General features: G+C 64.2%; 29 protein-coding genes, 2 tRNA genes and 1 pseudogene. 23 read left to right on the top strand and 9 right to left on the bottom strand.

The features are described from left to right. Positions 1-55: 55 nt before the first annotated feature. The 4 genes and pseudogenes from PSm6_RS03185 to PSm6_RS03170 all read right to left on the bottom strand — a co-directional run bounded on the left by PSm6_RS03185 (position 56) and on the right by PSm6_RS03170 (position 3843). Positions 56-1122: pseudogene (locus PSm6_RS03185) on the bottom strand (GGDEF domain-containing protein). A gap of 105 nt (positions 1123-1227) precedes the next feature. Continuing rightward, entirely contained in the window at positions 1228-1698 is a 471-nt protein-coding gene (locus tag PSm6_RS03180) for a Dps family protein (protein ID WP_265169518.1), read from the bottom strand. Between the two features lie 134 nt (positions 1699-1832). Then, positions 1833-2651, bottom strand: coding sequence for an SDR family oxidoreductase (locus PSm6_RS03175; protein ID WP_043243102.1), 819 nt, complete (start codon positions 2649-2651; stop codon positions 1833-1835). 85 nt (positions 2652-2736) lie between these two features. Next, positions 2737-3843 (bottom strand): HD domain-containing phosphohydrolase, encoded by a 1107-nt coding sequence (locus PSm6_RS03170; protein WP_265169517.1) that lies wholly within the window; start codon positions 3841-3843, stop codon positions 2737-2739. Between the two features lie 225 nt (positions 3844-4068). On the opposite strand from PSm6_RS03170, the gene aspS reads away from it, so the two are divergent. The 16 genes from aspS to nadA all read left to right on the top strand — a co-directional run bounded on the left by aspS (position 4069) and on the right by nadA (position 17215). Continuing rightward, positions 4069-5844 (top strand): aspartate--tRNA ligase, encoded by a 1776-nt coding sequence (aspS, locus tag PSm6_RS03165; RefSeq protein ID WP_021221428.1) that lies wholly within the window; start codon positions 4069-4071, stop codon positions 5842-5844. Positions 5845-5907: 63 nt separating this feature from the next. Beyond that, positions 5908-6657: a YebC/PmpR family DNA-binding transcriptional regulator gene (locus PSm6_RS03160; protein ID WP_021221427.1), complete on the top strand. Its 750-nt coding sequence runs from the start codon at positions 5908-5910 to the stop codon at positions 6655-6657. A 61-nt stretch (positions 6658-6718) separates the two neighbouring features. Beyond that, the gene (ruvC, locus tag PSm6_RS03155) at positions 6719-7243 is read left to right on the top strand and encodes a crossover junction endodeoxyribonuclease RuvC (RefSeq protein ID WP_021221426.1); all 525 of its coding nucleotides are present in this window, start codon (positions 6719-6721) and stop codon (positions 7241-7243) included. Positions 7244-7264: 21 nt separating this feature from the next. Continuing rightward, positions 7265-7867 carry a Holliday junction branch migration protein RuvA gene (gene ruvA, locus PSm6_RS03150; RefSeq protein WP_031288464.1) on the top strand — a complete coding sequence of 201 codons (603 nt, stop codon included), beginning with the start codon at positions 7265-7267 and terminating at the stop codon, positions 7865-7867. A gap of 6 nt (positions 7868-7873) precedes the next feature. Further along, a complete protein-coding gene (gene ruvB, locus PSm6_RS03145) occupies positions 7874-8926 on the top strand; it encodes a Holliday junction branch migration DNA helicase RuvB (protein ID WP_021221424.1) in 1053 nt (350 codons plus the stop codon). Between the two features lie 92 nt (positions 8927-9018). Further along, the gene (gene ybgC, locus PSm6_RS03140) at positions 9019-9465 is read left to right on the top strand and encodes a tol-pal system-associated acyl-CoA thioesterase (protein ID WP_021221423.1); all 447 of its coding nucleotides are present in this window, start codon (positions 9019-9021) and stop codon (positions 9463-9465) included. Between the two features lie 2 nt (positions 9466-9467). Then, positions 9468-10163: a protein TolQ gene (gene tolQ / locus PSm6_RS03135; protein ID WP_021221422.1), complete on the top strand. Its 696-nt coding sequence runs from the start codon at positions 9468-9470 to the stop codon at positions 10161-10163. Positions 10164-10196: 33 nt separating this feature from the next. After that, a complete protein-coding gene (gene tolR / locus PSm6_RS03130) occupies positions 10197-10655 on the top strand; it encodes a protein TolR (protein ID WP_021221421.1) in 459 nt (152 codons plus the stop codon). Next, on the top strand, positions 10655-11659 hold the full coding sequence (gene tolA / locus PSm6_RS03125) for a cell envelope integrity protein TolA (RefSeq protein WP_265169516.1): 1005 nt from the start codon (positions 10655-10657) through the stop codon (positions 11657-11659). The genes tolR and tolA overlap by 1 nt, the downstream gene beginning before the upstream one ends. After that, on the top strand, positions 11656-12957 hold the full coding sequence (gene tolB, locus PSm6_RS03120) for a Tol-Pal system beta propeller repeat protein TolB (protein WP_265169515.1): 1302 nt from the start codon (positions 11656-11658) through the stop codon (positions 12955-12957). Before tolA ends, tolB begins: the two co-directional genes overlap by 4 nt. Before the next feature lie 55 nt (positions 12958-13012). After that, complete coding sequence (gene pal, locus PSm6_RS03115; protein WP_111263836.1) at positions 13013-13510, top strand: peptidoglycan-associated lipoprotein Pal; 498 nt, start codon at positions 13013-13015, stop codon at positions 13508-13510. Between the two features lie 6 nt (positions 13511-13516). Further along, positions 13517-14338, top strand: a complete 822-nt coding sequence (gene ybgF / locus PSm6_RS03110; RefSeq protein WP_043243099.1) for a tol-pal system protein YbgF — start codon at positions 13517-13519, stop codon at positions 14336-14338. Positions 14339-14463: 125 nt separating this feature from the next. Beyond that, complete coding sequence (gene queE / locus PSm6_RS03105) at positions 14464-15111, top strand: 7-carboxy-7-deazaguanine synthase QueE (RefSeq protein WP_043243098.1); 648 nt, start codon at positions 14464-14466, stop codon at positions 15109-15111. Between the two features lies 1 nt (position 15112). After that, entirely contained in the window at positions 15113-15787 is a 675-nt protein-coding gene (queC, locus tag PSm6_RS03100; protein WP_021221415.1) for a 7-cyano-7-deazaguanine synthase QueC, read from the top strand. 58 nt (positions 15788-15845) lie between these two features. Beyond that, positions 15846-15921 (top strand) — tRNA-Lys (locus PSm6_RS03095). Between the two features lie 235 nt (positions 15922-16156). After that, on the top strand, positions 16157-17215 hold the full coding sequence (gene nadA, locus PSm6_RS03090) for a quinolinate synthase NadA (RefSeq protein WP_043243095.1): 1059 nt from the start codon (positions 16157-16159) through the stop codon (positions 17213-17215). A gap of 55 nt (positions 17216-17270) precedes the next feature. Here nadA and PSm6_RS03085 read toward each other — a convergent pair whose 3' ends face one another. After that, positions 17271-18704, bottom strand: a complete 1434-nt coding sequence (locus tag PSm6_RS03085) for a M48 family metalloprotease (RefSeq protein ID WP_021221413.1) — start codon at positions 18702-18704, stop codon at positions 17271-17273. Positions 18705-18809: 105 nt separating this feature from the next. Here PSm6_RS03085 and PSm6_RS03080 point away from each other — a divergent pair, with 105 nt between their 5' ends. Both PSm6_RS03080 and PSm6_RS03075 read left to right on the top strand, forming a co-directional pair. Further along, positions 18810-19061 carry a sulfurtransferase TusA family protein gene (locus PSm6_RS03080; RefSeq protein WP_021221412.1) on the top strand — a complete coding sequence of 84 codons (252 nt, stop codon included), beginning with the start codon at positions 18810-18812 and terminating at the stop codon, positions 19059-19061. A 26-nt stretch (positions 19062-19087) separates the two neighbouring features. Beyond that, positions 19088-20167: an AI-2E family transporter gene (locus PSm6_RS03075; RefSeq protein WP_021221411.1), complete on the top strand. Its 1080-nt coding sequence runs from the start codon at positions 19088-19090 to the stop codon at positions 20165-20167. Between the two features lie 76 nt (positions 20168-20243). Here PSm6_RS03075 and PSm6_RS03070 read toward each other — a convergent pair whose 3' ends face one another. Then, the gene (locus tag PSm6_RS03070; RefSeq protein ID WP_021221410.1) at positions 20244-20717 is read right to left on the bottom strand and encodes a peroxiredoxin; all 474 of its coding nucleotides are present in this window, start codon (positions 20715-20717) and stop codon (positions 20244-20246) included. A 10-nt stretch (positions 20718-20727) separates the two neighbouring features. Then, the gene (locus PSm6_RS03065; protein WP_021221409.1) at positions 20728-21285 is read right to left on the bottom strand and encodes a glycine cleavage system transcriptional repressor; all 558 of its coding nucleotides are present in this window, start codon (positions 21283-21285) and stop codon (positions 20728-20730) included. A 167-nt stretch (positions 21286-21452) separates the two neighbouring features. Between PSm6_RS03065 and dapA the strand changes: the two genes are divergently transcribed. The 4 genes from dapA to PSm6_RS03045 all read left to right on the top strand — a co-directional run bounded on the left by dapA (position 21453) and on the right by PSm6_RS03045 (position 24670). After that, entirely contained in the window at positions 21453-22331 is an 879-nt protein-coding gene (gene dapA / locus PSm6_RS03060) for a 4-hydroxy-tetrahydrodipicolinate synthase (protein WP_021221407.1), read from the top strand. An 18-nt stretch (positions 22332-22349) separates the two neighbouring features. Next, positions 22350-23465, top strand: a complete 1116-nt coding sequence (bamC, locus tag PSm6_RS03055; RefSeq protein WP_265169513.1) for an NlpB/DapX family lipoprotein — start codon at positions 22350-22352, stop codon at positions 23463-23465. Between the two features lie 131 nt (positions 23466-23596). Then, a complete protein-coding gene (locus PSm6_RS03050) occupies positions 23597-24466 on the top strand; it encodes a phosphoribosylaminoimidazolesuccinocarboxamide synthase (protein WP_021221405.1) in 870 nt (289 codons plus the stop codon). A gap of 114 nt (positions 24467-24580) precedes the next feature. Then, positions 24581-24670, top strand: a tRNA-Ser gene (locus PSm6_RS03045). A gap of 46 nt (positions 24671-24716) precedes the next feature. Here PSm6_RS03045 and PSm6_RS03040 read toward each other — a convergent pair. Beyond that, a complete protein-coding gene (locus PSm6_RS03040; RefSeq protein ID WP_043243146.1) occupies positions 24717-25001 on the bottom strand; it encodes a hypothetical protein in 285 nt (94 codons plus the stop codon). A gap of 243 nt (positions 25002-25244) precedes the next feature. On the opposite strand from PSm6_RS03040, the gene PSm6_RS03035 reads away from it, so the two are divergent. Continuing rightward, complete coding sequence (locus tag PSm6_RS03035) at positions 25245-25484, top strand: DNA-binding protein (protein WP_081672337.1); 240 nt, start codon at positions 25245-25247, stop codon at positions 25482-25484. 178 nt (positions 25485-25662) lie between these two features. Here the strand turns inward: PSm6_RS03035 and PSm6_RS03030 are convergent, their stop codons facing one another. After that, positions 25663-26214: a GNAT family N-acetyltransferase gene (locus tag PSm6_RS03030; RefSeq protein WP_052351330.1), complete on the bottom strand. Its 552-nt coding sequence runs from the start codon at positions 26212-26214 to the stop codon at positions 25663-25665. Positions 26215-26464: the final 250 nt, after the last annotated feature.

Raw genomic sequence — 26464 nt, 5'->3', positions numbered from 1 at the left:
CTTGAGGCCGGGAGCACCGGGCCGTATTTAACAGCAAAGAGGAGGGCTACTCAAATCAAGCGGTTAGCGCCGCTTCCGGGGCCTGGGGGTGGACCTGATTGCGGCCGTTGCGCTTGGCCTGGTAGAGGGCGTCGTCCGCCCGGGTGAGCAGGCTTTCCAGGTTGTCGCCGGGCTCTGCCAGGGCCAGGCCGAAGCTGGCGGTGATGGTGTCGAGGACCTGGTCGGTACGGCGCACCTTGACCCGTAGCGACTGGAACTTCAGGCGCAGGTTTTCGGCGAATTGGTGAGCGGTGGCCAGGTCGTAGCAGTCCCGCAGTACTACGCAGAACTCTTCGCCGCCATAGCGGGCCGCCATGGCACGGGGGGGAGCAGTTCGCGGAGCAACTGGCCGACGTGCTGCAGCACCCGGTCACCCAGGGGGTGGCCGAAGTGATCGTTGAACTGCTTGAAGTGGTCGATATCCAGCATCACCAGGGCCAGCCCGTCGTGGCTGTTGGCCAGTGCCTGTTCCAGCAGGCGGGTGAAGGCGTGGCGGTTGAACACCTGGGTGAGGCTGTCCAGGGTGGCGGCCATCTGGGCTTTTTCCAGTTGGTTGCGCAGGTTCTGGATCTCCGATTGGGCGGCGCGCAGTCGATAGAGGAACTGTTCCTGCTGCTCTTGCATCAATTGGGTGCTCTGTTGCAGCTCGCCAAGGACACCGGGCAGGTCGTCGATGATCGGGTCGTGCAGGGCGGCGAGGCCGAGGGTCAGGCTGTGCTGGTAGGCGGTGCTGCCGACAACGCTGCGGGTAACGCCGGATTCGATGTCATCCACCAGTTCGATGACCTGCTGTTGCCCGGCGCGGGCGGCGTCCAGCTCGCCACGGATGATGTAGTCGCGGTACAGCTTGATCGCGGATTCCGGGGGAAAACTGTCGAAGTCCTTGACGATCTTGTCGAGGCGCCGGTTGAGGTCGGGCTCCAGGCCTTTGCTATAGGTGTACCAGAGGGCGTAGTGCACCGGATTCGGCGGAATGTCGTGGCGCACCATGAGGGGTACCGCCTGCTTGAGCAACTCGGCTGCTTCGCGGGTTTCTTCGGGGAACAGCTCGATGAGCAGGGGTGTTTTCGGCGGCTGACTCATTCGCGTCACTGTGTCGGGAGCGGATTGCCAGAGCATAGTTCAGGCAGGCTTTTGCGCATAGCTAAAGGCCCGGAGAACCGGGCCTTTGCTGGAGATTTTCCGTGATCAGATGGCGAGCAGGCTGCGCAGCATCCAGGCGGTCTTTTCATGGACCTGCATGCGCTGGGTCAGCAGGTCGGCGGTCGGCTCGTCGCTGACCTTGTCCAGCAGCGGGAAGATGCCGCGGGCGGTGCGTACAACGGCTTCCTGGCCCTGCACCAGTTGGCGGATCATGTCTTCGGAAGCGGGTACGCCTTCTTCTTCCTTGATCGACGACAGGCGCGCATAAGAGGCGTAGGTGCCTGGTGCCGGGAAGCCCAGGGCGCGAATGCGCTCGGCGATGGAGTCCACGGCCAGTGCCAGTTCGGTGTACTGCCCTTCGAACATCAGGTGCAGGGTGTTGAACATCGGCCCGGTGACGTTCCAGTGGAAGTTGTGGGTCTTGAGGTAGAGGGTGTAGGTGTCCGCCAGCAAGCGGGACAGGCCCTCGGCGATAGCTGCGCGATCCTGTTCGGCGATTCCGATATTGATTTCCATGCCTTTACTCCTCTCAGTGGCCAGGGCCTGGCTAGGGCCCGTGATGCGGCAGAGCCTAGCATAGAGCGCCCCATGGTCTGCCTTGGCTTATATCAATCGTTGCGATGCGTAGAGGCTATCGGCCGTCGATAACGTCAGCGACGACCGAGCAGTTTCGCCAGGATTCGCGGGTAGCTGGCCGGCAGCAGCCGCTGGATGCGGTCGAGCAGGCGGGCGTCGGCGCCGATCAGGATGCGCGGGTGCTGCCGACGAATGCCGTCGAGTATCACCCGGGCGGCTTCGTCGGGTGTGGTGCGGGCCACCTTGTCGAACTGCGCTGCTGCACGGGCGGCGTCCTGGCGGCCGTCGGGCCCCTGGTAGAAGCGTGCGGCCTTGGCGATATTGGTGCGGATGCCGCCGGGGTGCACGCAGGCGGCTTTCACTCCCGTGTGCGCCAGCTCCTGGCGCAGGGCCTCGGTGAAGCCGCGGACGGCGAACTTGCTGGCGTTGTAGGCGCCCTGGGTGGGCAGGCTGATGATGCCGAAAATGCTGGAGACGTTGACGATCTGCCCTTCGTTGTTCTTCAGCAGGTGCGGCAGGAAGGCCTTGGTGCCGTGTACCACGCCCCAGAAGTTGATGTTCATGATCCATTCGAAGTCGTCGTAGCGCAGCTCCGCGATCGTTTGCGAAAGGGCGACGCCGGCATTGTTGATCACCAGTTGCACGCTGCCGTGGGCGGCCAGCACCTCGTCGGCGAAGGCGTAGACAGCCGCGCGTTCGGCGACATCCAGCGGGTGGGTGGTGATCTTCAGCCCGTCGCGTTGCAGTTCACTGGCCACCTGGCTGAGGTTTTCCCGGTCGAGGTCGGCCAGCGCCAGGTGGCAGCCTTCGGCGGCCAGTTGGTGAGCCAGTGCGCGGCCGATGCCTGATCCTGCTCCCGTCACCACTGCGACTTTCCCTGCTAGCGCCTGCATCTGGACTCCTTGTTGGTTCTGCCCCGTCACGGGTGGCCGGGCTGCGTGGGCAGCTTAGTCAGGGGGCGAGGGGGCGACAACCGAATCAAAGGTGGGCGAGGGCGGGGTCTTCCTGCAGGCAGAGGTTGAACATATTGACCCAGTAGGCGCTGAACTGGCTGCCGCCGAGGCCGTTGATCTCCAGGATGGCGCGCAGCAGTGGGCGTTTGCTCAGTGTCTGGTGGGCACGCTCATGGGTGCGGGCGTCGAAGGTGTCGACGATGTCGAGGATCAGTGCGCCGGGGCTGATCTCCGTTTCATGCAGGCCCTTGGGGTAGCCGCTGCCGTCGGCGTGCTCCTGGTGCTGCAGGATGATCTCGGCGGCGTCTTCCCATTGCGGCATGCGCTTGAGCAGTTCCGCCCCCATGCGCGGGTGGGATTGCATGCGCCGGCGCTCGTCATGGTTGAGTGGCTCCTGCTTGTGCAGCAGCTCCAGCGGTAGCAGCGCCATGCCCAGGTCGTGCAGGCACACGGCTGCGGCCAACTGGCGGGGCGATACGGGGCGCCCGGCGCGCTCGTTCATCGCCAGGGCGAGTTCCAGCTGGCGCTGGCCACGGCCCAGCCAGAAGCGCGAGCGGTTCTCCGCCGCCAGCATCAGCTCGGCGAAGAACCGCAGGTCGGGTTCGTCTTCCAGGCCGTGGCGGGCCAGGGGGCCAGTGTTCTTCGCTTCGGGTTCGGGGGGCAGCAGGCGCGTGCTCGGGTCCAGGCGATGCAGCAGCGCGCTGCGCAGTTCCGCCTGGCGCTGTTCGGGGGCATTGGCCAGTGCCTTGAGGGCTTTGCTCAGTGAGCGGATGTCCGCCGGTTCGCGGGTGTCGCCCTTCAGCGCCTGTTCGATCTGCAGGCGCAGGCGGTCCTGCAGCAGCAGGAGGATGTCGCCCAGCAGGCTGTCGAACACCAGGGTGCCTTCGCGCAATTGGGCGAGCACATCCTCCAGGGCCTGGGGCAGGGTGTTCAGTCGGTCCAGCCCGACGTAGCCGAGGTTGCCCTTGAGCGTGTGCACCAGGCGGAACAGCTCGCGCAGGCGCTCGTCGTCATCGGGATGGCGCTCGAGTTCGATCAGCAGGTGCTCGCAGCGGGAGAACTGCTCACGTGTCTCCTGGCGGAAGTCGTCCAGCAGGTCCGTGGTGATGTCGACGGGGCGAGGCGTGGCCATGGATGGTCCTCCACCGGCTTGGGCCCTTCAGTATAGAAAGGCTTCCGGCGGGCGGCTGCGCGGTGTCGATTAACCATATATAATCCGCCCCTTTGCCACCGGTCCCTGGCCAGCGGCAGTGTGGTCCCGATGCCCGGCGGCGATTCGCAGCCCGTTCGCGGTCATCGACGGCACGCACACTGGCGGCCCGACGAATTCAAGACTCAAGAGAAGCGAAACACGACCATGATGCGCAGCCACTATTGCGGCCAACTGAACGAGAGCCTGGACGGCCAGGAAATCACCCTTTGCGGCTGGGTCCACCGTCGCCGTGACCATGGCGGGGTCATCTTCCTCGATATCCGTGATCGTGAAGGCCTGGCCCAGGTGGTGTTCGACCCGGATCGCGCCGAGACCTTCGCCAAGGCTGACCGCGTGCGCAGCGAGTACGTCGTCAAGGTGACCGGCAAGGTGCGTCCGCGCCCGGCCGGTGCGGTCAACGCCAACATGGCGTCCGGCGGTATCGAAGTGCTGGGCTATGAGCTCGAAGTCCTCAACCAGGCCGAGACCCCGCCTTTCCCGCTGGACGAATACTCCGACGTGGGCGAAGAGACCCGTCTGCGCTACCGCTTCATCGACCTGCGTCGCCCGGAAATGGCCGCCAAGCTGAAGCTGCGCGCGCGCATCACCAGCAGCATTCGCCGCTATCTGGACGAGAACGGCTTCCTCGACGTCGAGACGCCGATCCTCGGTCGCCCGACTCCGGAAGGCGCGCGTGACTACCTGGTGCCGAGCCGCACCTACCCGGGCAACTTCTTCGCCCTGCCGCAATCGCCCCAGCTGTTCAAGCAACTGCTGATGGTTGCCGGCTTCGATCGCTACTACCAGATCGCCAAATGCTTCCGCGACGAAGACCTGCGTGCCGACCGTCAGCCGGAATTCACCCAGATCGACATCGAAACCAGCTTCCTCGACGAGAGCGATATCATCGCCATCACCGAGAAGATGGTTCGCCAGCTGTTCAAGGAAGTCCTCGACGTCGAGTTCGACGAGTTCCCGCACATGCCCTTCGAAGAAGCCATGCGCCGCTACGGCTCGGACAAGCCCGACCTGCGCATCCCGCTGGAACTGGTGGACGTTGCCGACCAGTTGAAAGACGTTGAATTCAAGGTCTTCTCCGGCCCGGCCAACGATCCGAAAGGCCGCGTTGCCGCACTGCGCGTTCCGGGCGGGGCGAGCATGCCGCGCAAGCAGATCGACGACTACACCAAGTTCGTCGGCATCTACGGTGCCAAGGGCCTGGCCTACATCAAGGTCAACGAGCGCGCCAACGGTATCGACGGCCTGCAGTCGCCGATCGTCAAGAACATCGCCGAGCCGAACCTCAACGTGATCCTCGATCGCGTCGGTGCGGTCGATGGCGACATCGTGTTCTTCGGTGCCGACAAGGCCAAGGTCGTCTGCGACGCCCTGGGTGCCCTGCGCATCAAGGTCGGCCATGACCTCAACCTGCTCACCAAGGAATGGGCGCCGATGTGGGTCGTCGACTTCCCGATGTTCGAAGAGAACGACGACGGCAGCCTCACCTCCCTGCACCACCCGTTCACTGCGCCCAAGTGCAGCCCGGAAGAGCTGGAGGCCAACCCGGCCGGCAAGCTGTCCCGTGCCTATGACATGGTGCTCAACGGCACCGAACTGGGCGGCGGCTCCATCCGTATCCACGACAAGGCCATGCAGCAGGCCGTGTTCCGCGTGCTGGGCATCGACGATGCCGAGCAGGAAGAGAAGTTCGGCTTCCTCCTCGATGCGCTGAAGTACGGTGCTCCGCCGCACGGTGGCCTGGCCTTCGGCCTGGATCGCCTGGTCATGCTGATGACCGGTGCTGCGTCGATCCGCGAAGTGATCGCCTTCCCGAAAACCCAGAGCGCCGGCGACGTCATGACCCAGGCTCCGGGCAGCGTGGATGGCAAGGCACTGCGCGAACTGCACATCCGCCTGCGCGAACAGCCCAAGGCCGAGTAAACCGTTCCATCCCGACGGTGGCGCCCGGTGCGCCGCCGCCACCTAGCAAGCACGGAGTCAGATATGGCTGGTCATTCCAAATGGGCCAACATCAAGCACCGCAAGGAGCGCCAGGACGCCAAGCGCGGCAAGATCTTCACCAAGCTCATCCGTGAGCTGACCGTTGCCGCCAAGCATGGCGGTGGCAACCCGGCGGACAACCCGCGTCTGCGCCTGGCCGTGGACAAGGCGCTCACCGCCAACATGACCCGCGACACCATCGATCGCGCGATCGCCCGTGGCGCCGGCTCCAACGAAGCCGACAACATGGTCGAGCTGAGCTACGAGGGTTATGCGCCGAGCGGCGTGGCGATCATCGTCGAAGCCATGACCGACAACCGCAACCGCACCGCCGCTGAAGTGCGTCACGCCTTCAGCAAGTGTGGCGGCAACCTCGGAACCGACGGTTCGGTGGCCTACATGTTCGACCGCAAGGGCCAGATCAGCTACGCCCCTGGCGTGAATGAAGACGCCCTGATGGAAGCCGCGCTGGAAGCGGGTGCCGATGACGTGGTTGCCGCTGAAGACGGCTCGGTCGAGGTGTACACCTCCTTCGCCGACTTCCTCAGCGTCAACGAAGCGCTCACCGCCGCCGGTTTCAAGGGCGACGAGGCAGAAGTGGCGATGATCCCCTCGATCAGCGCGCCGATCACCGATGTGGAAACCGCACAGAAGGTGTTGAAGCTCATCGACATGCTCGAAGACCTCGACGACGTGCAGAACGTCTACAGCAACGTGGACATCCCCGACGATGTGATGGCCCAGTTGGGCTGACACGAAAAAGCCGGAGCCGACGCTTCGGCTTTTTTACTTGGGCACCTGATATAGAGCGCCAATGACCCTGATCCTCGGTATCGACCCTGGTTCGCGCATCACCGGTTACGGCGTGGTTCGCGATACCGGGCGCGGCTGTGAATACATCGCTTCCGGCTGCATCCGCACCGGCAGCGGCGAACTGCAGGAGCGCCTGCTGATCGTCTTCCGTGGCGTGCGGGAGGTCATCCAGACCTACGGGCCGGTGACCATGGGCATCGAAAAGGTGTTCATGGCGCGCAACGCCGACTCCGCCCTCAAGCTGGGCCAGGCTCGTGGTGCCGCCATAGTCGCGGCCAGCGAGGAAGGGCTGGAGGTGGCCGAGTACAGCGCCAGCCAGGTCAAGCAGGCCATCGCCGGCACCGGCGGCGCTGACAAGCAACAGGTGCAGATGATGGTCATGCACCTGCTCAAGCTGGTGCAGAAGCCACAGATCGACGCCTCCGACGCCCTGGCCATCGCCCTGTGCCATGCGCACCACCGGCAGAGCCTGATTCCCCATGGCCTGGCAACCGCCAAGCGCCGTGGCGGGCGGCTCCGTTTGTAACCCCATATAAGGACGCACTTCGTGATTGGACGTTTGCGTGGCACCCTGGCGGAAAAACAGCCGCCGCACCTGATTCTCGATGTCAACGGCGTCGGCTACGAGCTGGAAGTGCCCATGACCACCCTCTACCGCCTGCCCTCGACCGGCGAGCCCGTGACCCTGCACACCCATCTGGTGGTGCGTGAGGATGCGCACCTGCTCTACGGCTTCTTCGAGAAGCGCGAGCGTGAGCTGTTCCGTGAGCTGATCCGTCTCAACGGCGTTGGCCCGAAGCTGGCCCTGGCGCTGATGTCCGGGCTGGAAGTGGATGAGCTGGTGCGTTGCGTGCAGGCCCAGGACACCTCGACCCTGGTGAAGATCCCCGGGGTCGGCAAGAAGACCGCCGAGCGCCTGCTGGTGGAGCTGAAGGACCGTTTCAAGGCCTGGGAAACCATGCCGAGCATTTCCACCCTGGTGGTGGAGCCGCTCAAGGCTGCCGCCTCTAGCGCCGAAAACGATGCGCTCAGCGCCCTGATCTCCCTGGGCTTCAAGCCCCAGGAAGCCAGCCGTGCCGTTGCAGCCATCAAGGAAGAAGGGCTTTCCAGCGAAGAACTGATCCGCCGTGCCCTGAAAGGAATGGTGTAACACCGCATGATCGAAGCAGACCGCCTGATAACCGCCAGCAGCCGCGACCGCGACGAGCAGCTGGACCGGGCCATCCGCCCGCTGAGCCTCGCCGACTATGTCGGCCAGCCGACCGTGCGTGAGCAGATGGAACTGTTCATCCAGGCGGCCCGCGGGCGCAGCGAGGCGCTCGATCACACGCTGATCTTCGGCCCGCCGGGCCTGGGCAAGACCACCCTGGCCAACATCATCGCCCAGGAAATGGGCGTCTCGATCAAGAGCACGTCCGGCCCCGTGCTGGAGCGCCCGGGTGACCTGGCGGCGCTGCTGACCAACCTCGAGTCCGGCGATGTGCTCTTCGTCGACGAAATCCACCGCCTGTCGCCCATCGTCGAAGAAGTACTGTACCCGGCGATGGAGGACTTCCAGCTCGACATCATGATCGGCGAGGGCCCGGCGGCTCGCTCGATCAAGCTCGACCTGCCGCCCTTCACCCTGGTCGGCGCCACCACGCGCGCCGGCATGCTGACCAACCCGCTGCGCGACCGCTTCGGCATCGTCCAGCGCCTGGAGTTCTACAGCACTGCGGACCTGACCAGCATCGTCACCCGCTCTGCCGGCATCCTCGGCTTGCACATCGAGCCGGAGGGCGCCTTCGAGATCGCCCGCCGCGCCCGTGGTACACCGCGCATCGCCAACCGCCTGCTTCGCCGCGTGCGTGACTTCGCTGAAGTCCGTGGCCAGGGGCAGATCACCCGGGTCATTGCCGACCAGGCGCTCAACCTGCTGGATGTCGACGAACGTGGCTTCGACCACCAGGACCGGCGTCTGCTGTTGGCGATGATCGACAAGTTCGACGGTGGCCCGGTAGGCGTCGACAACCTGGCGGCGGCGATCAGTGAGGAACGTCACACCATCGAGGATGTTCTCGAGCCCTATCTGATCCAGCAGGGCTACATCATGCGCACGCCGCGTGGGCGTGTGGTCACCCGCCATGCCTACCTGCATTTCGGGTTGAACCTGCCCAGGCGCATGGTCGAGCCGCCCGCTGATGATTTCTCCGGGGCGGGGGACGAATAAGGGAAATCGCTGTCGAAGCGAGCGGCGGGGGCCGGGGATGAAAAAAACAGTTACCCGGCCTGATTGGCAACCTTTGGAGTAAGCACTAGAGTATGCGCGCGCAAAATGGGGCCCAGCCTTTCGTGCATCGGAGCCGCGTCTATTACGAAGACACCGATGCCGGTGGCATCGTCTATTACGTCAACTACCTCAAGTTCATGGAACGGGCTCGAACCGAATGCCTGCGGAGCCTGGGCTTTGCCCAGTCCGAGCTGGTCGGGGAGAACCTGTTGTTCGTCGTGCATTCGGCCGAGGCGCGTTATCACGCCCCCGCCAGGCTCGACGACGAGCTGACCATCAGCGCCGAAGTGATCGAATTGAACCGTGCCAGCCTGCGCTTTCGTCAACAGGTGAGGCGGGCTACGGATGATGCGCTGCTCTGTGAAGGGCAGTTCCTGGTGGCCTGTGTGCGCGCCGACAGTTTGAAACCCCGGGCGATCCCCGAAGCGCTGCGTTCAGCCTTCGCCGCCGTACCGGGCCAATCCCCTGCAGGAGACTAAGCGTGGAAGCCAACGTCGTCGACCATACCTCCATGTGGAGCCTGATCAGCAACGCCAGCATCGTGGTGCAACTGGTCATGCTCACTCTGGTGGCCGCCTCGGTCACCTCGTGGATCATGATTTTCCAGCGCAGCAACCTGCTGCGCGCGGCCAAGAAATCCCTCGTGTCCTTCGAGGAGCGTTTCTGGTCGGGCATCGACCTGTCCAAGCTGTATCGCCAGGCCGGCAGCAACCCGGACCCGGATTCCGGCGTCGAGCAGATCTTCCGTGCCGGCTTCAAGGAGTTCTCCCGCCTGCGCCAGCAGCCCGGCGTCGACCCGGACGCGGTGATGGAAGGCGTGGCCCGCGCCATGCGTGTGGCCATCTCCCGTGAGGAAGAGAAGCTCGAGCAGAGCCTGCCGTTCCTCGCCACCGTCGGCTCCACCAGCCCCTACATCGGCCTGTTCGGCACCGTCTGGGGGATCATGAATTCCTTCCGCGGCCTGGCTCAGGTGCAGCAGGCGACCCTGGCCACCGTGGCCCCCGGCATTGCCGAGGCGCTGATCGCTACAGCCATCGGCCTGTTCGCGGCGATCCCGGCGGTCATCGCGTACAACCGCTTCGCCGCGCGTGGTGAGACCCTGATCAGTCGCTACTACACCTTCGCCGACGAGTTCCAGGCCATCCTGCACCGCAAAGTGCACACCAGCGACGAATAAGACGCAGGTTCAATAGAGGACAGGTTTCACGCCATGGCCAGAATTCGCCACAAACGCAAGCCGGTCGCCGAGATGAACGTGGTGCCCTACATCGACGTGATGTTGGTGCTGCTGGTCATCTTCATGGTGACCGCGCCCATGCTCAACCAGGGCGTCAAGGTCGACTTGCCGAAGGTCTCCAGCGAGGCGCTGCCCCAGGACAACGACTCCCGGGTGCTGACCATCTCCATCAAGGCCGACAAAAGCTACTACTGGAACATGGGCGAGGAAGTGGACCCGGATCAGGGCAAGGCCAGCGAGACGTCCAGTACGCTGCCGCAGCTGGTCCAGGCGGTCACGGCGATCATGAGTCAGAACACCAGCCAGGGTAAGAAGGTCCAGGTCTTCGTGCGTGGCGACAAGGCCGTCGACTACGGCTCCGTGATGGCCGTCATGGGCGGCCTGCAGCAGGCCGGCGTGGGTAATGTCGGGCTGATCACCGAGGCGCCCTGATGCAGCAGCAGAGCGAACGCTCCCCATCGGAAAGCTATTTCTGGCCCGCGGTCTGGGCCATAGGCCTGCACGTGCTGATCTTCGGCACGCTGTTCGTCAGTTTCGCCTTCACCCCTGAACTGCCGCCGGCGCGCCCCATCGTGCAGGCTACGCTGTATCAGCTGAAATCGCAGAGCCAGGCGACCACCCAGACCAACCAGAAGATCGCCGGCGAAGCCAAGAAAGCCGCTGCTCCGCAGTACGAAACCGAGCAGATGGAGCAGAAGAAGGCCGAGCAGCAGAAGCTGGAGCAGCAGAAGGTCGCTGCCGCCAAGGCTGCGGAACAAAAGAAAGCCGACGAAGCTCGAAAAGCGGAAGAGGCGGCTGAAGCCAAGAAGGCCGACGACGCCAAGAAAGCTGAGGAGGCCAAGAAGCAGCAGGCCGACATCGCCAAGAAAAAGTCCGAAGAGGAAGCCAAGAAAAAGGCTGCCGACGAGGCCAAGAAGAAAGCCGCTGAAGAAGCGAAGAAGAAAGCTGCAGCCGAGGCCGCCAAGAAGAAGGCTGCCGAGGATGCGAAGAAGAAGGCCGCCGCCGAAGCCGCGAAGAAAAAGGCAGCGGAGGAGGCCAAGCGCAAGTCGACCGAGGACAAGAAGGCCGCGGCACTCGCCGACCTGCTGTCCGACACCGTCGAGCGTGAGCAGACCCTGGCTGACGAGGTGGGCGACCAGGTTGCCGGCAGCCTCGATGACTTGATCATCAAGCTGATCAGCGAGAACTGGCAGAAGCCGTTGTCGACCCGCCCGGGCATGAGCGTCGAGTTGCTGATTCAGATGTTGCCCGACGGCACCATCACCAACGCCAGCGTCACCCGTTCAAGTGGCGATGGGCCCTTCGACAGCTCCGCGGTGGCCGCGGTACGCAGCGTCGGGCGCATCCCTGAAATGCAACAATTGGATCGCGCTACCTTTGACAGGATGTACAGGCAGCGTCGCGTCGTCTTCAAACCGGAGGATTTAGGTCTGTGAACACTCTGATACGTATCGTCCTGCTCGGCCTGACCATGCTGGTCGGTACCGTGCAGGCCGCTGATCCGCTCGTGATTACCGGCGGGCGGGACAGCGCAACACCCATCGCCGTCGTGCCTTTCGGCTGGCAAGGCGGTAACGTCCTGCCCGAGGACATGTCCGAGATCATCGGCAATGACCTGCGCAACTCCGGCTTCTTCGAGCCCATCCCTCGGCAGAACATGATCAGCCTGCCGACCCAGGCCAGCGAAGTGATCTACCGCGACTGGAAGGCCCTCGGCGCCCAGTACGTGCTGGTGGGCAGCATCGCCCCCGCCGGCGGTCGTCTGCAGGTGCAGTTCGCCCTGTTCAACGTCGCCACCGAGCAACAGGTGTTCGCCGGCAGCGTCAGCGGCTCCACCGATCAGTTGCGCGACATGGCGCACTACGTGGCCGACCAGTCCTTCGAGAAGCTCACCGGCGTGAAGGGGGCGTTCTCCACACGCATGCTCTACGTGACCGCAGAGCGCTTCTCGGTGAACAACACCCGCTACACCCTGCAACGCTCGGACTATGACGGCCAGCGCGCCGTGACCCTGCTGCAGTCGCGTGAGCCGATCCTCTCGCCGCGCTACGCGCCGGATGGCCGCCGCATCGCCTATGTCTCCTTCGAGCAGAAGCGTCCACGCATCTTCATCCAGCACGTCGACACCGGTCGTCGCGAGCAGATCACCAACTTCGAAGGCCTGAACGGCGCGCCGGCCTGGTCGCCGGAAGGCAATCGCCTGGCGTTCGTGCTGTCCAAGGACGGCAACCCGGAGATCTACGTGATGGACCTGGGCAGCCGCCAGCTGCGCCGCGTCACCAATCACATGGCGATCGACACCGAACCCTTCTGGGGCGCCGATGGCCAGACCATCTACTTCACCTCGGATCGCGCCGGCAAGCCGCAGATCTACAAGACCAACATCAACGGCGGCGAGCCGCAGCGCGTTACCTTCGTGGGCAACTACAACGCCAACCCGAAGCTCTCGGCTGATGAAAAGACCCTGGTGATGATCCACCGCCAGGACGGCTTCACCAACTTCAAGGTGGCGGCCATGGACCTGGTGCGTGGCGGTGCTCCGCGCATCCTTTCCGGCACCACTCTGGATGACTCGCCCACTGTTGCGCCAAACGGCACCATGCTAATCTACGCCACCCGCCAGCAGGGCCGGGGAGTCCTGATGCTCGTGTCCACAAACGGGCACGTGCGACTCCCGATTCCAACCGTTCAAGGCGATATCCGCGAACCGTCCTGGTCGCCGTACCTGAACTGACGCGGTATCCACTATTGTTTTGCTAAACACACTGGGGCTCATTAGGAGTTACATGATGGAAATGATTAAATTCGGTAAGTTCGCTGCTCTGGCTCTGGCCATGGCTGTTGCAGTTGGTTGCTCCTCCAAGGGCGGCGACGATTCCGGCCAGGGCGCTGTAGACCCGAACGCTGGCTACAACAGCGGCAACAGCGGTGTTGACGGCAGCCTGAGCGAAGAAGCTGCTCTGCGCGCCATCACCACCTTCTACTTCGAGTACGACAGCTCCGACCTGAAGCCGGAAGCCATGCGCGCTCTGGACGTACACGCCAAGGACCTGAAAGGCAACGGCGCTCGCGTCGTTCTGGAAGGCCACACCGACGAGCGCGGCACCCGCGAGTACAACATGGCTCTGGGCGAGCGTCGTGCCAAGGCCGTTCAGCGCTACCTGGTTCTGCAGGGCGTTTCCCCGGCTCAGCTGGAACTGGTTTCCTACGGCGAAGAGCGTCCGGTTGCCACTGGCAACGACGAGCAGTCCTGGGCTCAGAACCGTCGCGTCGAACTGCGTAAGTAATTCGATATGCGTAAGTGCCGTCGTGCTTTGACTGTATTGGCCCTCAGCAGCCTGCCCCTGGCCGCCTTTGCTGAGGTTCCCGTGGTGGACGGAAACGATGCCGGTTACGGCAACAGTTACCCGCCCGCTGGTTATGGCACGACTGGCGCCTATGCCGGATCCGGGGCTTCGGCCCCGGTGTCCGCGCAAGGCGAGCTGTTCATGCAGCTGCAACAGATGCAGGAAGAGACTGCCCGCCTGCGCGGGATGGTCGAAGAACAGCAGAACGAGATCCAGCAGCTCAAGCGTGAATCGCTGGAGCGTTACCAGGATCTGGATAGCCGCTTGAATGCGGGCGCAGCGGGCGCACCAGCCGCACAACAGAATCCCCCTGCCGATGGCGCGATCAACGCCGCCGGCACCCCCTCGGCTCCGGCACAACAGCCGGCGGCCAGCACCGAACCGGGCGATCCGGCGAAGGAAAAGCTGTACTACGACGCCGCCTTCGACCTGATCAAAGCCAAGGATTTCGACAAGGCCAGCCAGGCCTTCGGCGCTTTCCTGCGCAAGTACCCCAACAGCCAGTACGCCGGCAACGCGCAGTACTGGCTGGGTGAGGTGAACCTCGCCAAGGGCGACCTGCAGGGCGCCGGCCAGGCCTTCGCCAAGGTCAGCCAGGTTTATCCGCAGCACGCCAAGGTGCCGGATTCCCTCTACAAGCTCGCCGACGTCGAGCAGCGCCTGGGCAACACCGACAAGGCCAAGGGCATCCTCAAGCAGGTCGTCGCCCAGTACCCGGGCAGCTCCGCCGCCCAGCTGGCGCAGCGGGACCTTCAGCGCCTGCCCTGATCCACGCCCCGAGCATCGATTAACCCGCGCCTGTCGCGGGTTTTTTCGTTTAGAATCGCCGCCCTCATATTTTCTTCCAGCAACGGAGGCGGATGGCCTGTTTAGCCGTCACGCCCGTGGCCCTTATGCAACAGACCCTGCGACTGACCGAGATCTTCTACTCGCTGCAGGGGGAGACGCGTACCGCCGGCTTGCCGACGGTATTCGTGCGCCTGACCGGCTGTCCCCTGCGCTGCCAGTACTGCGACACCGCCTACGCCTTCAATGGCGGCCAGATCCACACCCTGGACGACATCCTCGCCCAGGTAGCCGCCTACAAGCCCCGCTACGTCTGTGTGACGGGCGGTGAGCCGCTGGCGCAACCCAACTGCATCCCGCTCCTGCAACGGCTCTGTGATGCCGGCTACGAGGTTTCCCTGGAGACCAGCGGAGCCCTGGATATCGCCCCCGTGGACACCCGCGTCAGCCGTGTCGTCGACCTGAAGACGCCGGGCTCCGCCGAAGTCGGGCGCAACCGCTACGAGAACATGGCCCTGCTGACCAGCAACGACCAGGTGAAGTTCGTCATCTGTTCCCGCGAGGACTACGACTGGGCCGTGTCCAAGTTGATCGAGTACCGCCTGGAGCAGCGTGCCGGTGAGGTGCTGTTCTCGCCCAGCCACCAGCAGGTGAGCGCGCGGAACCTGGCGGACTGGATAGTGGCCGACAACCTGCCGGTGCGCCTGCAGCTGCAATTGCACAAGATCCTCTGGAACGACGAGCCGGGACATTGATATGAGCGACAAGAAAGCGGTAATCCTCCTCTCCGGCGGCCTGGACTCCGCCACCGTGGTAGCCATGGCCCGTGCTGAAGGCTACGCCTGCTACACCATGAGCTTCGACTACGGCCAGCGTCACCGTGCCGAGCTGCAGGCGGCCGAACGCGTGGCCCGCCAGTTGGGTGTGGTCGAACACAAGGTGATTGGCCTCAATCTCGATGGCATCGGTGGCTCGGCCCTGACCGACAGCAGCATCGATGTGCCGGAAGCCCCTACCGAAGGCATCCCGGTCACCTATGTGCCGGCACGCAACACCGTGTTCCTGTCCCTCGCCCTGGGGTGGGCCGAAGTACTCGGCGCGCGGGATATCTTCATCGGCGTCAATGCCGTGGACTATTCCGGCTACCCGGATTGCCGCCCCGAGTTCGTCGAGGCCTTCCAGCGCATGGCCAACCTGGCGACCAAGGCCGGGGTGGAAGGGGATGGTTTCCGCATCCAGGCGCCGCTGCAGAACCTCAGCAAGGCGGATATCGTCCAGGCGGGCATGAAGCTTGGCGTCGACTACGCTTTGACGGTGTCCTGCTACCAGGCCGATGACGAAGGCCGCGCCTGCCGCAAATGCGACAGCTGCCGCCTGCGTGCAGCCGGCTTCGAAGCGGCTGGGGTGCAGGATCCTACGAGATATTTCTGAAATATTTTCGGTGGGGTGTTGAATTCCTGAATAAAATCAGTATTATGCGCTCCGCGTCGGGTCGTTAGCTCAGTCGGTAGAGCAGTTGGCTTTTAACCAATTGGTCGTAGGTTCGAATCCTACACGACCCACCATACAAGGCTCCGCGAGGAGCAACGGAAGCGGGAAGATCGAAAGGTCTTCCCGCTTTTCGTTTGTCCGCCGAAAAGTATGGTCCCCCCCTCATCGGGGGACGGATGGCCTCTCCCGCAGCCATGCCCATTGGCGTTAATCTGCGTTATCATCCGCGCCCCGAACCGCATGGCCCCTGGCTTGGCGGGGCGGTGACCCAACAGGCTTTCGCGCAGTGCGCTCGCAGGTCCCGCAGACATGTCTCATCTCTCCGAACGTTTTCTCGTCCAGGCCCACCTCGCCGCCAAGCAGCCCCGGCAGCTTTCGGCTGATGAAGAGGCGCAGCTGCGTGCAGACATCGCCGCCGAGCTGAAGGCGCAGGATGCAGTGCTCGTCGCCCACTACTACTGCGACCCGGTGATCCAGGCCCTGGCCGAGGAAACCGGTGGTTGCGTGTCCGACTCGCTGGAGATGGCCCGCTTCGGCAACCAGCATTCGGCGAAGACGGTGCTGGTGGCGGGCGTGCGCTTCATGGGCGAGACGGCGAAGATCCTCAACCCGGAAAAGCGCGTGCTGATGCCGACCCTGGAAGCGACCTGCTCCCTGGACCTGGGTTGCCCGGTGGACGAGTTCTCGGCGTTCTGCGACCAGCATCCGGAGCGCACCGTGGTCGTCTACGCCAATACCTCCGCGGCGGTGAAGGCCCGGGCCGACTGGGTGGTGACCTCCAGCTGTGCGCTGGAGATCGTCGAGAGCCTGATGGACAACGGCGAGAAGATCATCTGGGCGCCGGACCAGCACCTGGGCCGTTACATCCAGCGCGAGACCGGTGCCGATATGCTGCTCTGGGACGGTGCCTGCATCGTCCACGAGGAGTTCAAGGCCAAGCAGCTCGAAGACATGAAGGCGCTGTACCCGGAGGCGGCCATCCTGGTCCACCCGGAATCGCCCGAGGCGGTCATTGAACTGGCCGATGCGGTGGGTTCCACCAGCCAACTGATCAAGGCTGCGCAAACCCTGCCGAACAAAATGTTCATCGTCGCCACCGACCGCGGCATCTTCTACAAGATGCAGCAGCTGTGCCCGGACAAGCAGTTCATCGAAGCGCCTACCGCCGGCAATGGCGCTGCCTGCCGCAGTTGCGCGCACTGCCCCTGGATGGCCATGAACACCCTGGAGCGCACCCTGCAGTGCCTGCGCGAAGGCAGCAACGAAATCTTCGTCGATGCCGCGCTGGTGCCCCGGGCGATCAAGCCGCTCAAGCGCATGCTCGACTTCACCCAGGCCGCACGGTTGAAGCTCGCCGGCAACGCCTGATCGGCACGCACAAAAAAGCCCGGACCTGTCCGGGCTTTTTCGTGTGCGCTTGCTGTCAGCGCATCATCTGCTTGATGGTCTTCTGCTGCTCGATCATCTCCTGCTGGCGTGCATCGATGCGCGAGGCGAGCGGGAAGTTGTTGGTGGCGCGGCGTTTGGCGAAATCCAGCTGTTCGATGGCCTGGTCGTAGTCGCCGACCAGGGCGAAGAACTCTGCGCGCGCCTGGTGCAGGCCGATGGTGTTGCCGGCCAGCCCGCGTACTTCGGCCACCTGGTACCAGACGTCCGGGTCGTTGGGCCGGGACTTCACCAGGCCGTCGAGGATTTTCTCCGCTTCCTGGGGTTTGTTGAGCTTGAGCATCAGGTCGCTGCGCGCCTGCTTCAGCGGGTAGTTGTTGGGGTACAGGCCCAGCAGTCGGTCGACCCGTTTCTGCGCGTCCGGCAGACGGTTGGCGGTGATGTCCAGGTCCACCTGGGCGAGGTTGTAGACGATCTCGTTGGGCGACTTGGCCAGCAATTGCGCCAGGCCTTCACGCGCCTCGTTGAGCTGGCCGTTCTTGATCTGCGCAATGGCCAGGCCGTAGCGCGCGGCATCCAGCTTGGGATCGGCGTCGAGCATGGCGCGGAAGCGCTTGGCGGAAATCCCCGGGGTTTCTTCGAACATCAGCTGCACGCGGGCGCGCATCAACTGGTAGCGCAGGCTGTTCTCCACGCCGCCCGGTGGCGCCTGTTCGGCACGGTTGCGGGTGTCGGCGATACGCGACTCGGTCACCGGGTGGGTGAGGAGGAATTCCGGCGGTTTGGAGTCGTAGCGGTACTGGCGCATCAGGCGCTCGAACATGTTGGGCATGGCGCGGGGGTCGTAACCGGCCTTTTCCAGGTTGAGCAGACCGATGCGGTCGGCTTCCTGTTCGTTCTGCCGGGAGAAGCGGCGCTGCTCCTGGATCGCGGCGGCCTGGGTCGACATGATCGCTGCCATGCCCGCGTCACCGGCGCCTGCGGCGGCCGCGACGATACCGGCCAGCATGGCCGCCATCACCGGGATCTGCATGCGTTGCTGGGCTTCGATGCCGCGTGCGAAGTGGCGTTGCGACAGGTGAGCCAGTTCGTGGGCGAGAACCGAGGCGTACTCGGCTTCGTTCGGTGCATAGAGGAACAGGCCGCCGTTGACGCCGACGATGCCGCCCGGCGCGGCGAAGGCGTTGAGCTGCGGGCTCTTGAGCAGCACGAATTCCAGGCGACGGTCCTGCAACTGGCTGGTTTCGGCCAGGCGGTAGACGCTGGTTTCGACATAGTCCTTGAGCTGCGGGTCCGGGAGCTGTTCCACCTGGCCGCGCAGCAGGCTGAGCCAGGCGCGGCCCAGCTGGTGTTCCTGTTCCGGGGAGACGATGGCCGAACTGGAGTCGCCGAGGGACGGCAGGTCATCGGCCATCACGGGCGATGCGAGGAGGCAGGCAAGCGTCAGCAGAGTGGGGCGCAGCGGATTCATGCACAGGGCTCTTGTCGGCAAAGCGCTAACTGTAGCCTCCCGCCCGGTCGGCTGGCCAGGGTTGCGCGGGCTTCTGTATCCTAGGCGCCCTCCTGGAGAACACCCATGACAGACGCCACCGGCGCTCCCGATACCTTCGACGCCGAACTCGACGCCAGCGGGCTCAACTGCCCCTTGCCGCTGCTCAAGGCCAAGCTGGAACTCAACCGTCTGGCCAGTGGCGCAGTGCTCAAGGTCACCGCCACCGATGCCGGTTCGCAACGCGACTTCCGCGCCTTCGCCCGCCTCGCCGGCCACGTGCTGCTGCACGAGGAAGAGCAGGGCGGGACCTATCGCTACTGGCTGCGCAAGGCCTGAATTTCTCCGCTTACCAAGGAACTCCGATGTTCAAGGTGCTTCGCGATTGGGTGCAGCGCTACTTCTCCGATGAAGAAGCGGTGGTACTGGCGGTCTTCCTGGTCCTGGGCTTCACCCTCGTCCTCACCCTCGGCAACATGTTGGCGCCGGTCCTGGCGGGTCTGGTGCTGGCCTTCCTGATGCAGGGGGTGGTGAATTTCCTCGAGCGCCTGCGCATGCCCGAGACGCTGGCCGTGTGGCTGGTGTTCGCGCTGTTCATCGGTGCCCTGGCGCTGTTCCTGGTGGTGCTCATGCCGCTGCTCTGGCAGCAGCTCAGCACCCTGTTCAACGAGCTGCCGCGCATGCTCGGCGAGTGGCAGTCGCTGCTCCTGCTGCTGCCCGAGCGCTACCCGCACCTGGTCACCGACGAGCAGGTGCTCAATGCCATCGAGGTGACCCGCAGCGAGATCGGCAAGTTCGGCCAGTGGGCGTTGACCTTCTCGCTCTCCAGCCTGCCGCTGGTGGTCAACCTGATGATCTACCTGGTGCTTGTGCCGATCCTGGTGTTCTTCTTCCTCAAGGACCGCGAGCTGATCCAGCGCTGGATGAGCGGCTACCTGCCGCGCGAGCGGGCGCTGATGACCCAGGTCTGGCGGGAAATGCACCAGCAGATCGCCAACTACATCCGCGGCAAGGTGATCGAGATCGTCATCTGTGGCGGCGTGACCTACGTCGCCTTCGTCTCTCTCGGGCTCAACTATGCGGCGTTGCTGGCCCTGTTGGTCGGCCTCTCGGTGGTGGTGCCCTACATAGGCGCGGTGGTGGTGACCGTGCCGGTGGCCCTGATCGCGCTGTTCCAGTGGGGCTGGGGCGACCAGTTCATCTACCTGATGGTGGTTTACGGGGTGATCCAGGCGCTGGATGGCAACATCCTGGTGCCGCTGCTGTTCTCCGAGGCGGTGAACATGCACCCGGTGGCGATCATTTGCGCAGTGCTGCTGTTTGGCGGGCTCTGGGGCTTTTGGGGGATCTTCTTCGCTATCCCCCTGGCGACCCTGTTCAAGGCGGTGCTGGATGCCTGGCCACGCAGCGGGCCCCTGCGGGAAGGGCCATCACCGCTGATGTGAGCCTCGCTGATGTAAGTGCACATGAAAAAGGCCGCGATCGCGGCCTTCTTTCATTGCGTCTGCATGGCGCCTGGGCTCAGCCCTTGTTCAGCGCCTGCGCGGCGGCGAGCACGGCATCCACATGGCCGGGAACCTTCACGCCACGCCACTCCTGGCGCAGCACGCCGTCCTTGTCGATGAGGAAGGTGCTGCGGTCGACGCCCATGTATTCCTTGCCGTAGAGCTTCTTCAGCTTGATCACGTCGAACAGCTGGCAGACCGCCTCGTCCTTGTCGGAGATCAGCTCGAAGGGGAACTCCTGCTTGCACTTGAAGTTCTCGTGGGACTTCAGGCCATCGCGGGAGACACCGAAGATCACCGTGTTGGCTGCTGCGAAGGCGCCGTGCTGGTCACGGAAACCCTGGCCTTCGGTGGTGCAGCCCGGGGTGCTGTCCTTCGGGTAGAAATAGATCACTACCTGCTTGCCCCTGAGGGCGGAGAGGGTCACCTGCTGGCCGCTGGTGGCGGGGGCGGTGAAATCGGCGACCGGCTGGTCGATGGTTACGGCCATGTCTTGCTCCTTACGGGTGCTGCGGGCGCCAGGGCTCGATCAGCGCGTCGAGGTTCAGCGCGTCGGCGAAGTCGAGGAACTGGTCGCGCAGCCAACTGATCTGGGTGCCGGCGGGCAGCGTCACGGTGATGGTGGCGTTGAGCATGGTGCTCATGGTCTGCGGCGCCTGGTAGGTGTCGCAGGTGAGGCTCTCCAGTTCGACACGGTGATCGATGAAGAACTGGCACAGCTCGTTGAGGATATCCGGGCGGTACGCGGCGCTGACGTAGGCGACGTAGGGCAGCGACTGCGGGCGGGGCTCCAGCGCGGCGCTGCGGGTCACCTGGGTGGTGAACTCGTGGCGCTTGGCCAGGGCCGGCAGGCCGGCTTCGAGGCGGGCCAGGGCATCCCAACTGCCGGATACCTGCAGTACCAGGGCGCAGTACTCACCGTGGCGGGTCAGGCGGCTGCTGACCACTGCGCAGCGGTTTTCCTGGCTGGCTCGGCACAGCACGTTGGTCAGCTCCATCGGGTTGACGCCAAGGGCACTGATCACAAGGAATTGTTCGCGGGGCGGGGTGGTGGACATGCAGCATTCCTAAAGCGAGAGGAGGGCGGGCAAAGCCGCGCCGATCAAAGCGGGAAGGTTAGCGAAAAGCGCCGCCGAGGGGAATGCTTGAGGCACCCTCGTCAGCTTGTGCTGGGCAATGGGCACCAGTACCATTACGGCTCTCTTTTTCCGGCAGGAGCGGTTGCATGATTGCGGGCAGTATGGTGGCACTGGTCACGCCCATGGATGCACAAGGTCAACTGGACTGGGCGAGTCTGACCAAGCTGGTGGATTTCCACCTGCAGGAAGGCACCAACGCCATAGTCGCAGTCGGCACCACGGGTGAATCCGCGACGCTGGACGTGAACGAACACATCGAAGTCATCCGCCGCGTGGTGGATCAGGTCAATGGCCGCATCCCGGTCATCGCCGGCACCGGTGGCAACTCCACCCGTGAGTCGGTCGACCTCACCGCCGCCGCCAAGGGCGTTGGCGCCGATGCCTGCCTGCTGGTGACCCCGTACTACAACAAGCCGACCCAGGAAGGCCTGTACCAGCATTTCCGCCACATCGCCGAATCCGTCGCGATCCCGCAGATCCTCTACAACGTCCCCGGCCGCACCGTCTGCGACATGCTGCCCGAGACCGTCGAGCGCCTGGCGAAGATCTCCAACATCATCGGTATCAAGGAAGCCACCGGCGACCTCAAGCGTGGCCAGGAAGTACTGGATCGCGTGAGCAAGGACTTCCTCGTCTATTCCGGTGACGACGCCACCGCCGTCGAGCTGATGCTCATGGGCGGCAAGGGCAACATCTCCGTGACCGCCAACGTCGCCCCCCGCGAGATGGCCGAACTCTGCGCCGCCGCCATGCGTGGCGATGCTGAAACCGCCCGTGCCATCAACGACAAGCTGATGCCGCTGCACAAGGCGCTGTTCATCGAATCGAACCCGATTCCGGTGAAATGGGCCCTGCACGAGATGGGCCTGATGCCCGATGGCATCCGTCTGCCGCTGACCTGGCTCAGCCCGCGTTGCCACGAACCGCTGCGTCAGGCGCTCCGCCAGTCCGGTGTATTGGTTTAATCCGAGGAATTACTACGCATGAAGCGACTGGCCGGACTTTCCGCTCTCGCCCTGATGATCTCCAGCACCAGCGGCTGCGGCTGGCTTTGGGGCGAAGATGGCTATTTCCGCGACCGCGGCAACGACTACCTGGAAGCGCGCCAGACCGCGCCCATGCAGCTGCCCCCGGATGCCCAATCCAAACGTCTTGACCCGTTGCTGCCGGTGCCGGTGAACGTCGCCGACAGCCGCAACGATGCCGACTACGAAGTCCCGCGCCCGCAGCCCCTGCAGGTCAAGGGCGAGGTCAGCGACTACAGCCTGCAGAAGAGCGGCGACTCCCGCTGGGTGGTTGCCCAGCGCGTCCCGGCAGAAGTCTGGCCGGTCGCGCGCCAGTTCTTCGAAGACGGCGGCTTCAAGGTCGTCGACGAGCGCCCGCAGACCGGTGAGTTCAGCACCGGCTGGCAGCGCCTGGATCAGCTCTCCGCTCCCCTGGCACGCCGCCTCGGCAGCCGCGTGAGCGGTGTCGAGCCCGACAGCGAAGTGCGTGCCCGCGTACGCATCGAGCCGGGTGTGCAGCGCAACACCAGCGAGATCTTCGTCATCACCACCACCCGTCCGGCAGGCAGCACCGCCGACACCGGCTGGCCGAGCCGTTCCGACAGCCCGAGCCTCGAGGCCGCGCTGATGGACGAAATGCTCGCCACCATGGCGCGCAGCGCCGAGCAGGGTGGTTCCGTGTCCCTGCTGGCCGCCCGCGACTTCGATGCGCCGAGCCGCGTGACCCTGTCCGAAGACGGCAGCGGTAACCCGATCCTCAACCTGGGCGCCGACTTCGACCGTTCCTGGTCGAGCGTGGGCCGTGCCCTGGAAGTGGCCGACGTACGCGTCGACGACATCAACCGCAGCCTGGGCGTGTACTACATCAACCTCGCCGAAGGCGCGGAGAAGGACCAGGAACCCGGCTTCTTCAGCCGCCTGTGGGGCAGCGCGCCCAGCAAGGAAGAGATCGAAGCCCGCGCCGACCGTTACCAGGTCCGCCTGACCCGCGTCGGCGACAGCGTGCAGGTCACCGTGGAGAAAGACATCAACACCGTGGCACCCGCCGATGTGGCGCGCCGTGTGCTGGGCCTGATCCAGGAAAACCTCGGCTGAGGCCGGACCGACCGGGTGGCGGGCAACCTTCACCCGGGCTCCAGTCGACGCGCCCCAGGGCGCGGCGGCAAGACAATAGGCGAAACCCCGCAGGTTTCGCCTGTTTCGTTTAACAGAGGCGGAAAATCCCCATGACCACTCCCAGCACCCTGAGCCTGAAGAAGATCTACTCCGGTAAAGTCCGCGACCTCTATGAGATCGATGCCAAGCGCATGCTCATGGTCGCCACCGACCGGCTCTCGGCCTTCGACGTCATCCTCGAGCAGCCGATCCCGGACAAGGGCAAGATCCTCACCGCCATCTCCAACTTCTGGTTCGACAAGCTCGCCGACGTGGTGCCCAACCACTTCACAGGCGACAAGGTCGAGGACGTGGTCCCCGCTGCCGAGCTGCCGCTGGTGGAAGGTCGCGCCGTGGTCGCCAAGCGCCTCAAGCCCGTTGCCGTCGAAGCCATCGTGCGCGGCTACATCGTCGGTTCCGGCTGGAAGGAGTACCAGAAGAGCGGCACCGTCTGCGGCATCCAGTTGCCCGCCGGCCTCAAGGAAGCCTCCAAGCTGCCCCAGCCGATCTTCACCCCCTCGACCAAGGCCGCCGTAGGCGACCATGACGAGAACATCTCCTTCGAGCAGTGCGAAGCCATCATCGGCAAGGAGCTGGCCGCCAAGGTCCGTGACACCGCCATCGCGCTCTACAGCACCGCCGTCGAATACGCGGCCACCCGTGGCATCATCATCGCCGACACCAAGTTCGAGTTCGGTATCGACGAAGACGGCACCCTGACCCTGATGGACGAAGTGCTGACCCCCGACTCCAGCCGCTTCTGGCCGGTGGAGAGCTACGTCGAAGGCAGCAACCCGCCCAGCTTCGACAAGCAGTTCGTCCGTGACTGGCTCGAGTCCACCGGCTGGAACAAGGAGCCGCCGGCCCCCGCTGTGCCCGCCGACGTCGCGCAGAAGACCGCGGACAAGTACCGCGAAGCCCTGACCAAGCTCACCGCCTGATCCCGGCGGCAGGGCCGCCAGCCCGGGCAATACGCAAGCATCTGAATGCACGCGAAAAAATTGCCTCGGCGGGCTTCGCCAAACGCCTTTCAGCTGGTATCATGCGCGCCGTTCGGGAAGATGCCGGAGTGGCCGAACGGGACGGATTCGAAATCCGTTGTGTCAGCAATGGCACCTAGGGTTCAAATCCCTATCTTCCCGCCATATACAACAAAGCCCCTGGTTCGCGAGAGCCAGGGGCTTTGTGCTTTCAGGCATGCCCGTGCGCGCCTTGCGCTAGCAGGGTGCGCTGTACCAGCACCTTCATCCGGCGGATGTCTGACCAGAACAGCTCATCCGGGAACGGCCCCGGCGCCAGCGCGTTCTTCACCAGGAAGTAGCCCTCCTCGCAAATACCCTCCACCGGCACCACCACGCCCACGATGTGGTAGCAGCAGAACAGCGGGTGCGGCACCTCTTCCCAGTGCAGCTCCATTACTACCGTCTGTCCCAGGTTTACCAGGGCCGTTCTGGTGTCCACAGGTTGCTCGCTCATGCTTTCCACTCCAGTGCCAGTCGCTGACGGCAAAGCAGCCAGTGCCGCCGGCAAGAGGTCTTCCCGTTCCATGCCCATTCCGTCACTATCCGTGGCTATTTCGAAGGCCTGCACGCCTTCTTCCCTTGGGTAACTATTTCCCACGGGTGAACTATATCCCACGAAATCATGTTCTGGGAAGTTATTGCCCAGAATTAAGGTCGAAGATGTTTTATGCAGACAGCGGGCGATAGAGCACGAGCGTTGATCAAGCGGCTGGGACCGAAAAAGGCCAGTGAACTGGGTGGAGGCAACCACGACCGTTGGCGAAGCGTCAGCAAAGGTGCGGTGAGAGTCAGCACGGAAGAGATCGACGTGCTTGTGAAGGCCTATCCCCAGTACGCGTTCTGGCTGGCTTGCGGCCAGATTGCACCCGAGATCGGGCAGACAAGCCCGGCCTATGACGACACCCATCCAGATTTATCGCCATCCAGCGCTGAGTGACCACGGGCTGTGACCCGCAGCTTACCGCCCAGCGCTGTATCGCTTTTGCCTAAGCGCCTGGCTTCTCCAGTCGTGCTCCCGGCAGCTGAGACCGGACGAACGCCAGTGCATTCCTGAATAGTGGATGCCATGCTTCGCCAAGTTCATGGGCAAGGGAATGCCAGACAAGGAGAGCTGCTCATCGCCTAACCTCGTATTCCATCGGATAGTCGCAAGGCTCCCGCTCAGCCTGTTCCGGCCACAACCACTGCGCATCCACACAACCCTGACGCTGGTAGAACCGCACCGTCTCCCTCGCCGAGTGGGACGAGACATACAGGCGCTGGATGCCCTTGTGGCGGGCCTCTTCGAGACAGCGGGCAAACAGCAGGCGCCCGACGCCCCTGCCACGCTCGGTGGCCTCGACATGGAACTCCTTCAATGGCCGGTAGCGCCCGGTGGGTTCTATAGGCGCGCCGTCCACACAGGCGAAGCCGACGACCCGCCCCAGGCGGGTCGCCAGGCAGACCAAGCCGCCGTTGGCCAGAGCGGCCCGCAGCGTGTCCTTCACTTCCTGGCGGTCGGCCGGGGACCAGTCGTCGATGAAGGGATCGGCGCTCTCCACCGCGTGGCCCGCCTGCAAGCGAATGACCCGGTCCACTACCTGCCGCCGCTCGAAGGTGAACACGAAGTCGAGGTCCGAATCGGCTACCGGTGCGGTGTGAAGGGTGATGTCCGGGGTGCTGCTCATGGGCTTCCTGCAGTTGATCCAGGGTGTGGGGCCGGGATGGTAGCGCGCCCGGCTGAAAACCGAGCAGGAAGCCAGCGAGATCGAGGAACTGCCGCTGTACAATGCCTCTGATCTGGCTTGCGCCTACGCGGATGACACCGTCGCTGCCGAGCAGGAGCTCAAGGGCCACAGATTGGTACCTGGTCAAGCAAGGCCCTGAATCCTTCTTCAGTGCCCCGTGATCCTCCGGAACCGTTGCCGCGTCGCTCAT

It is taken from the genome of Pseudomonas solani, assembly GCF_026072635.1.
GTDB lineage: Bacteria > Pseudomonadota > Gammaproteobacteria > Pseudomonadales > Pseudomonadaceae > Metapseudomonas > Metapseudomonas solani.
The sequence above is the reverse complement of the archived record's forward strand: the minus strand, read 5'-3'. Positions and strand labels throughout refer to the sequence as shown.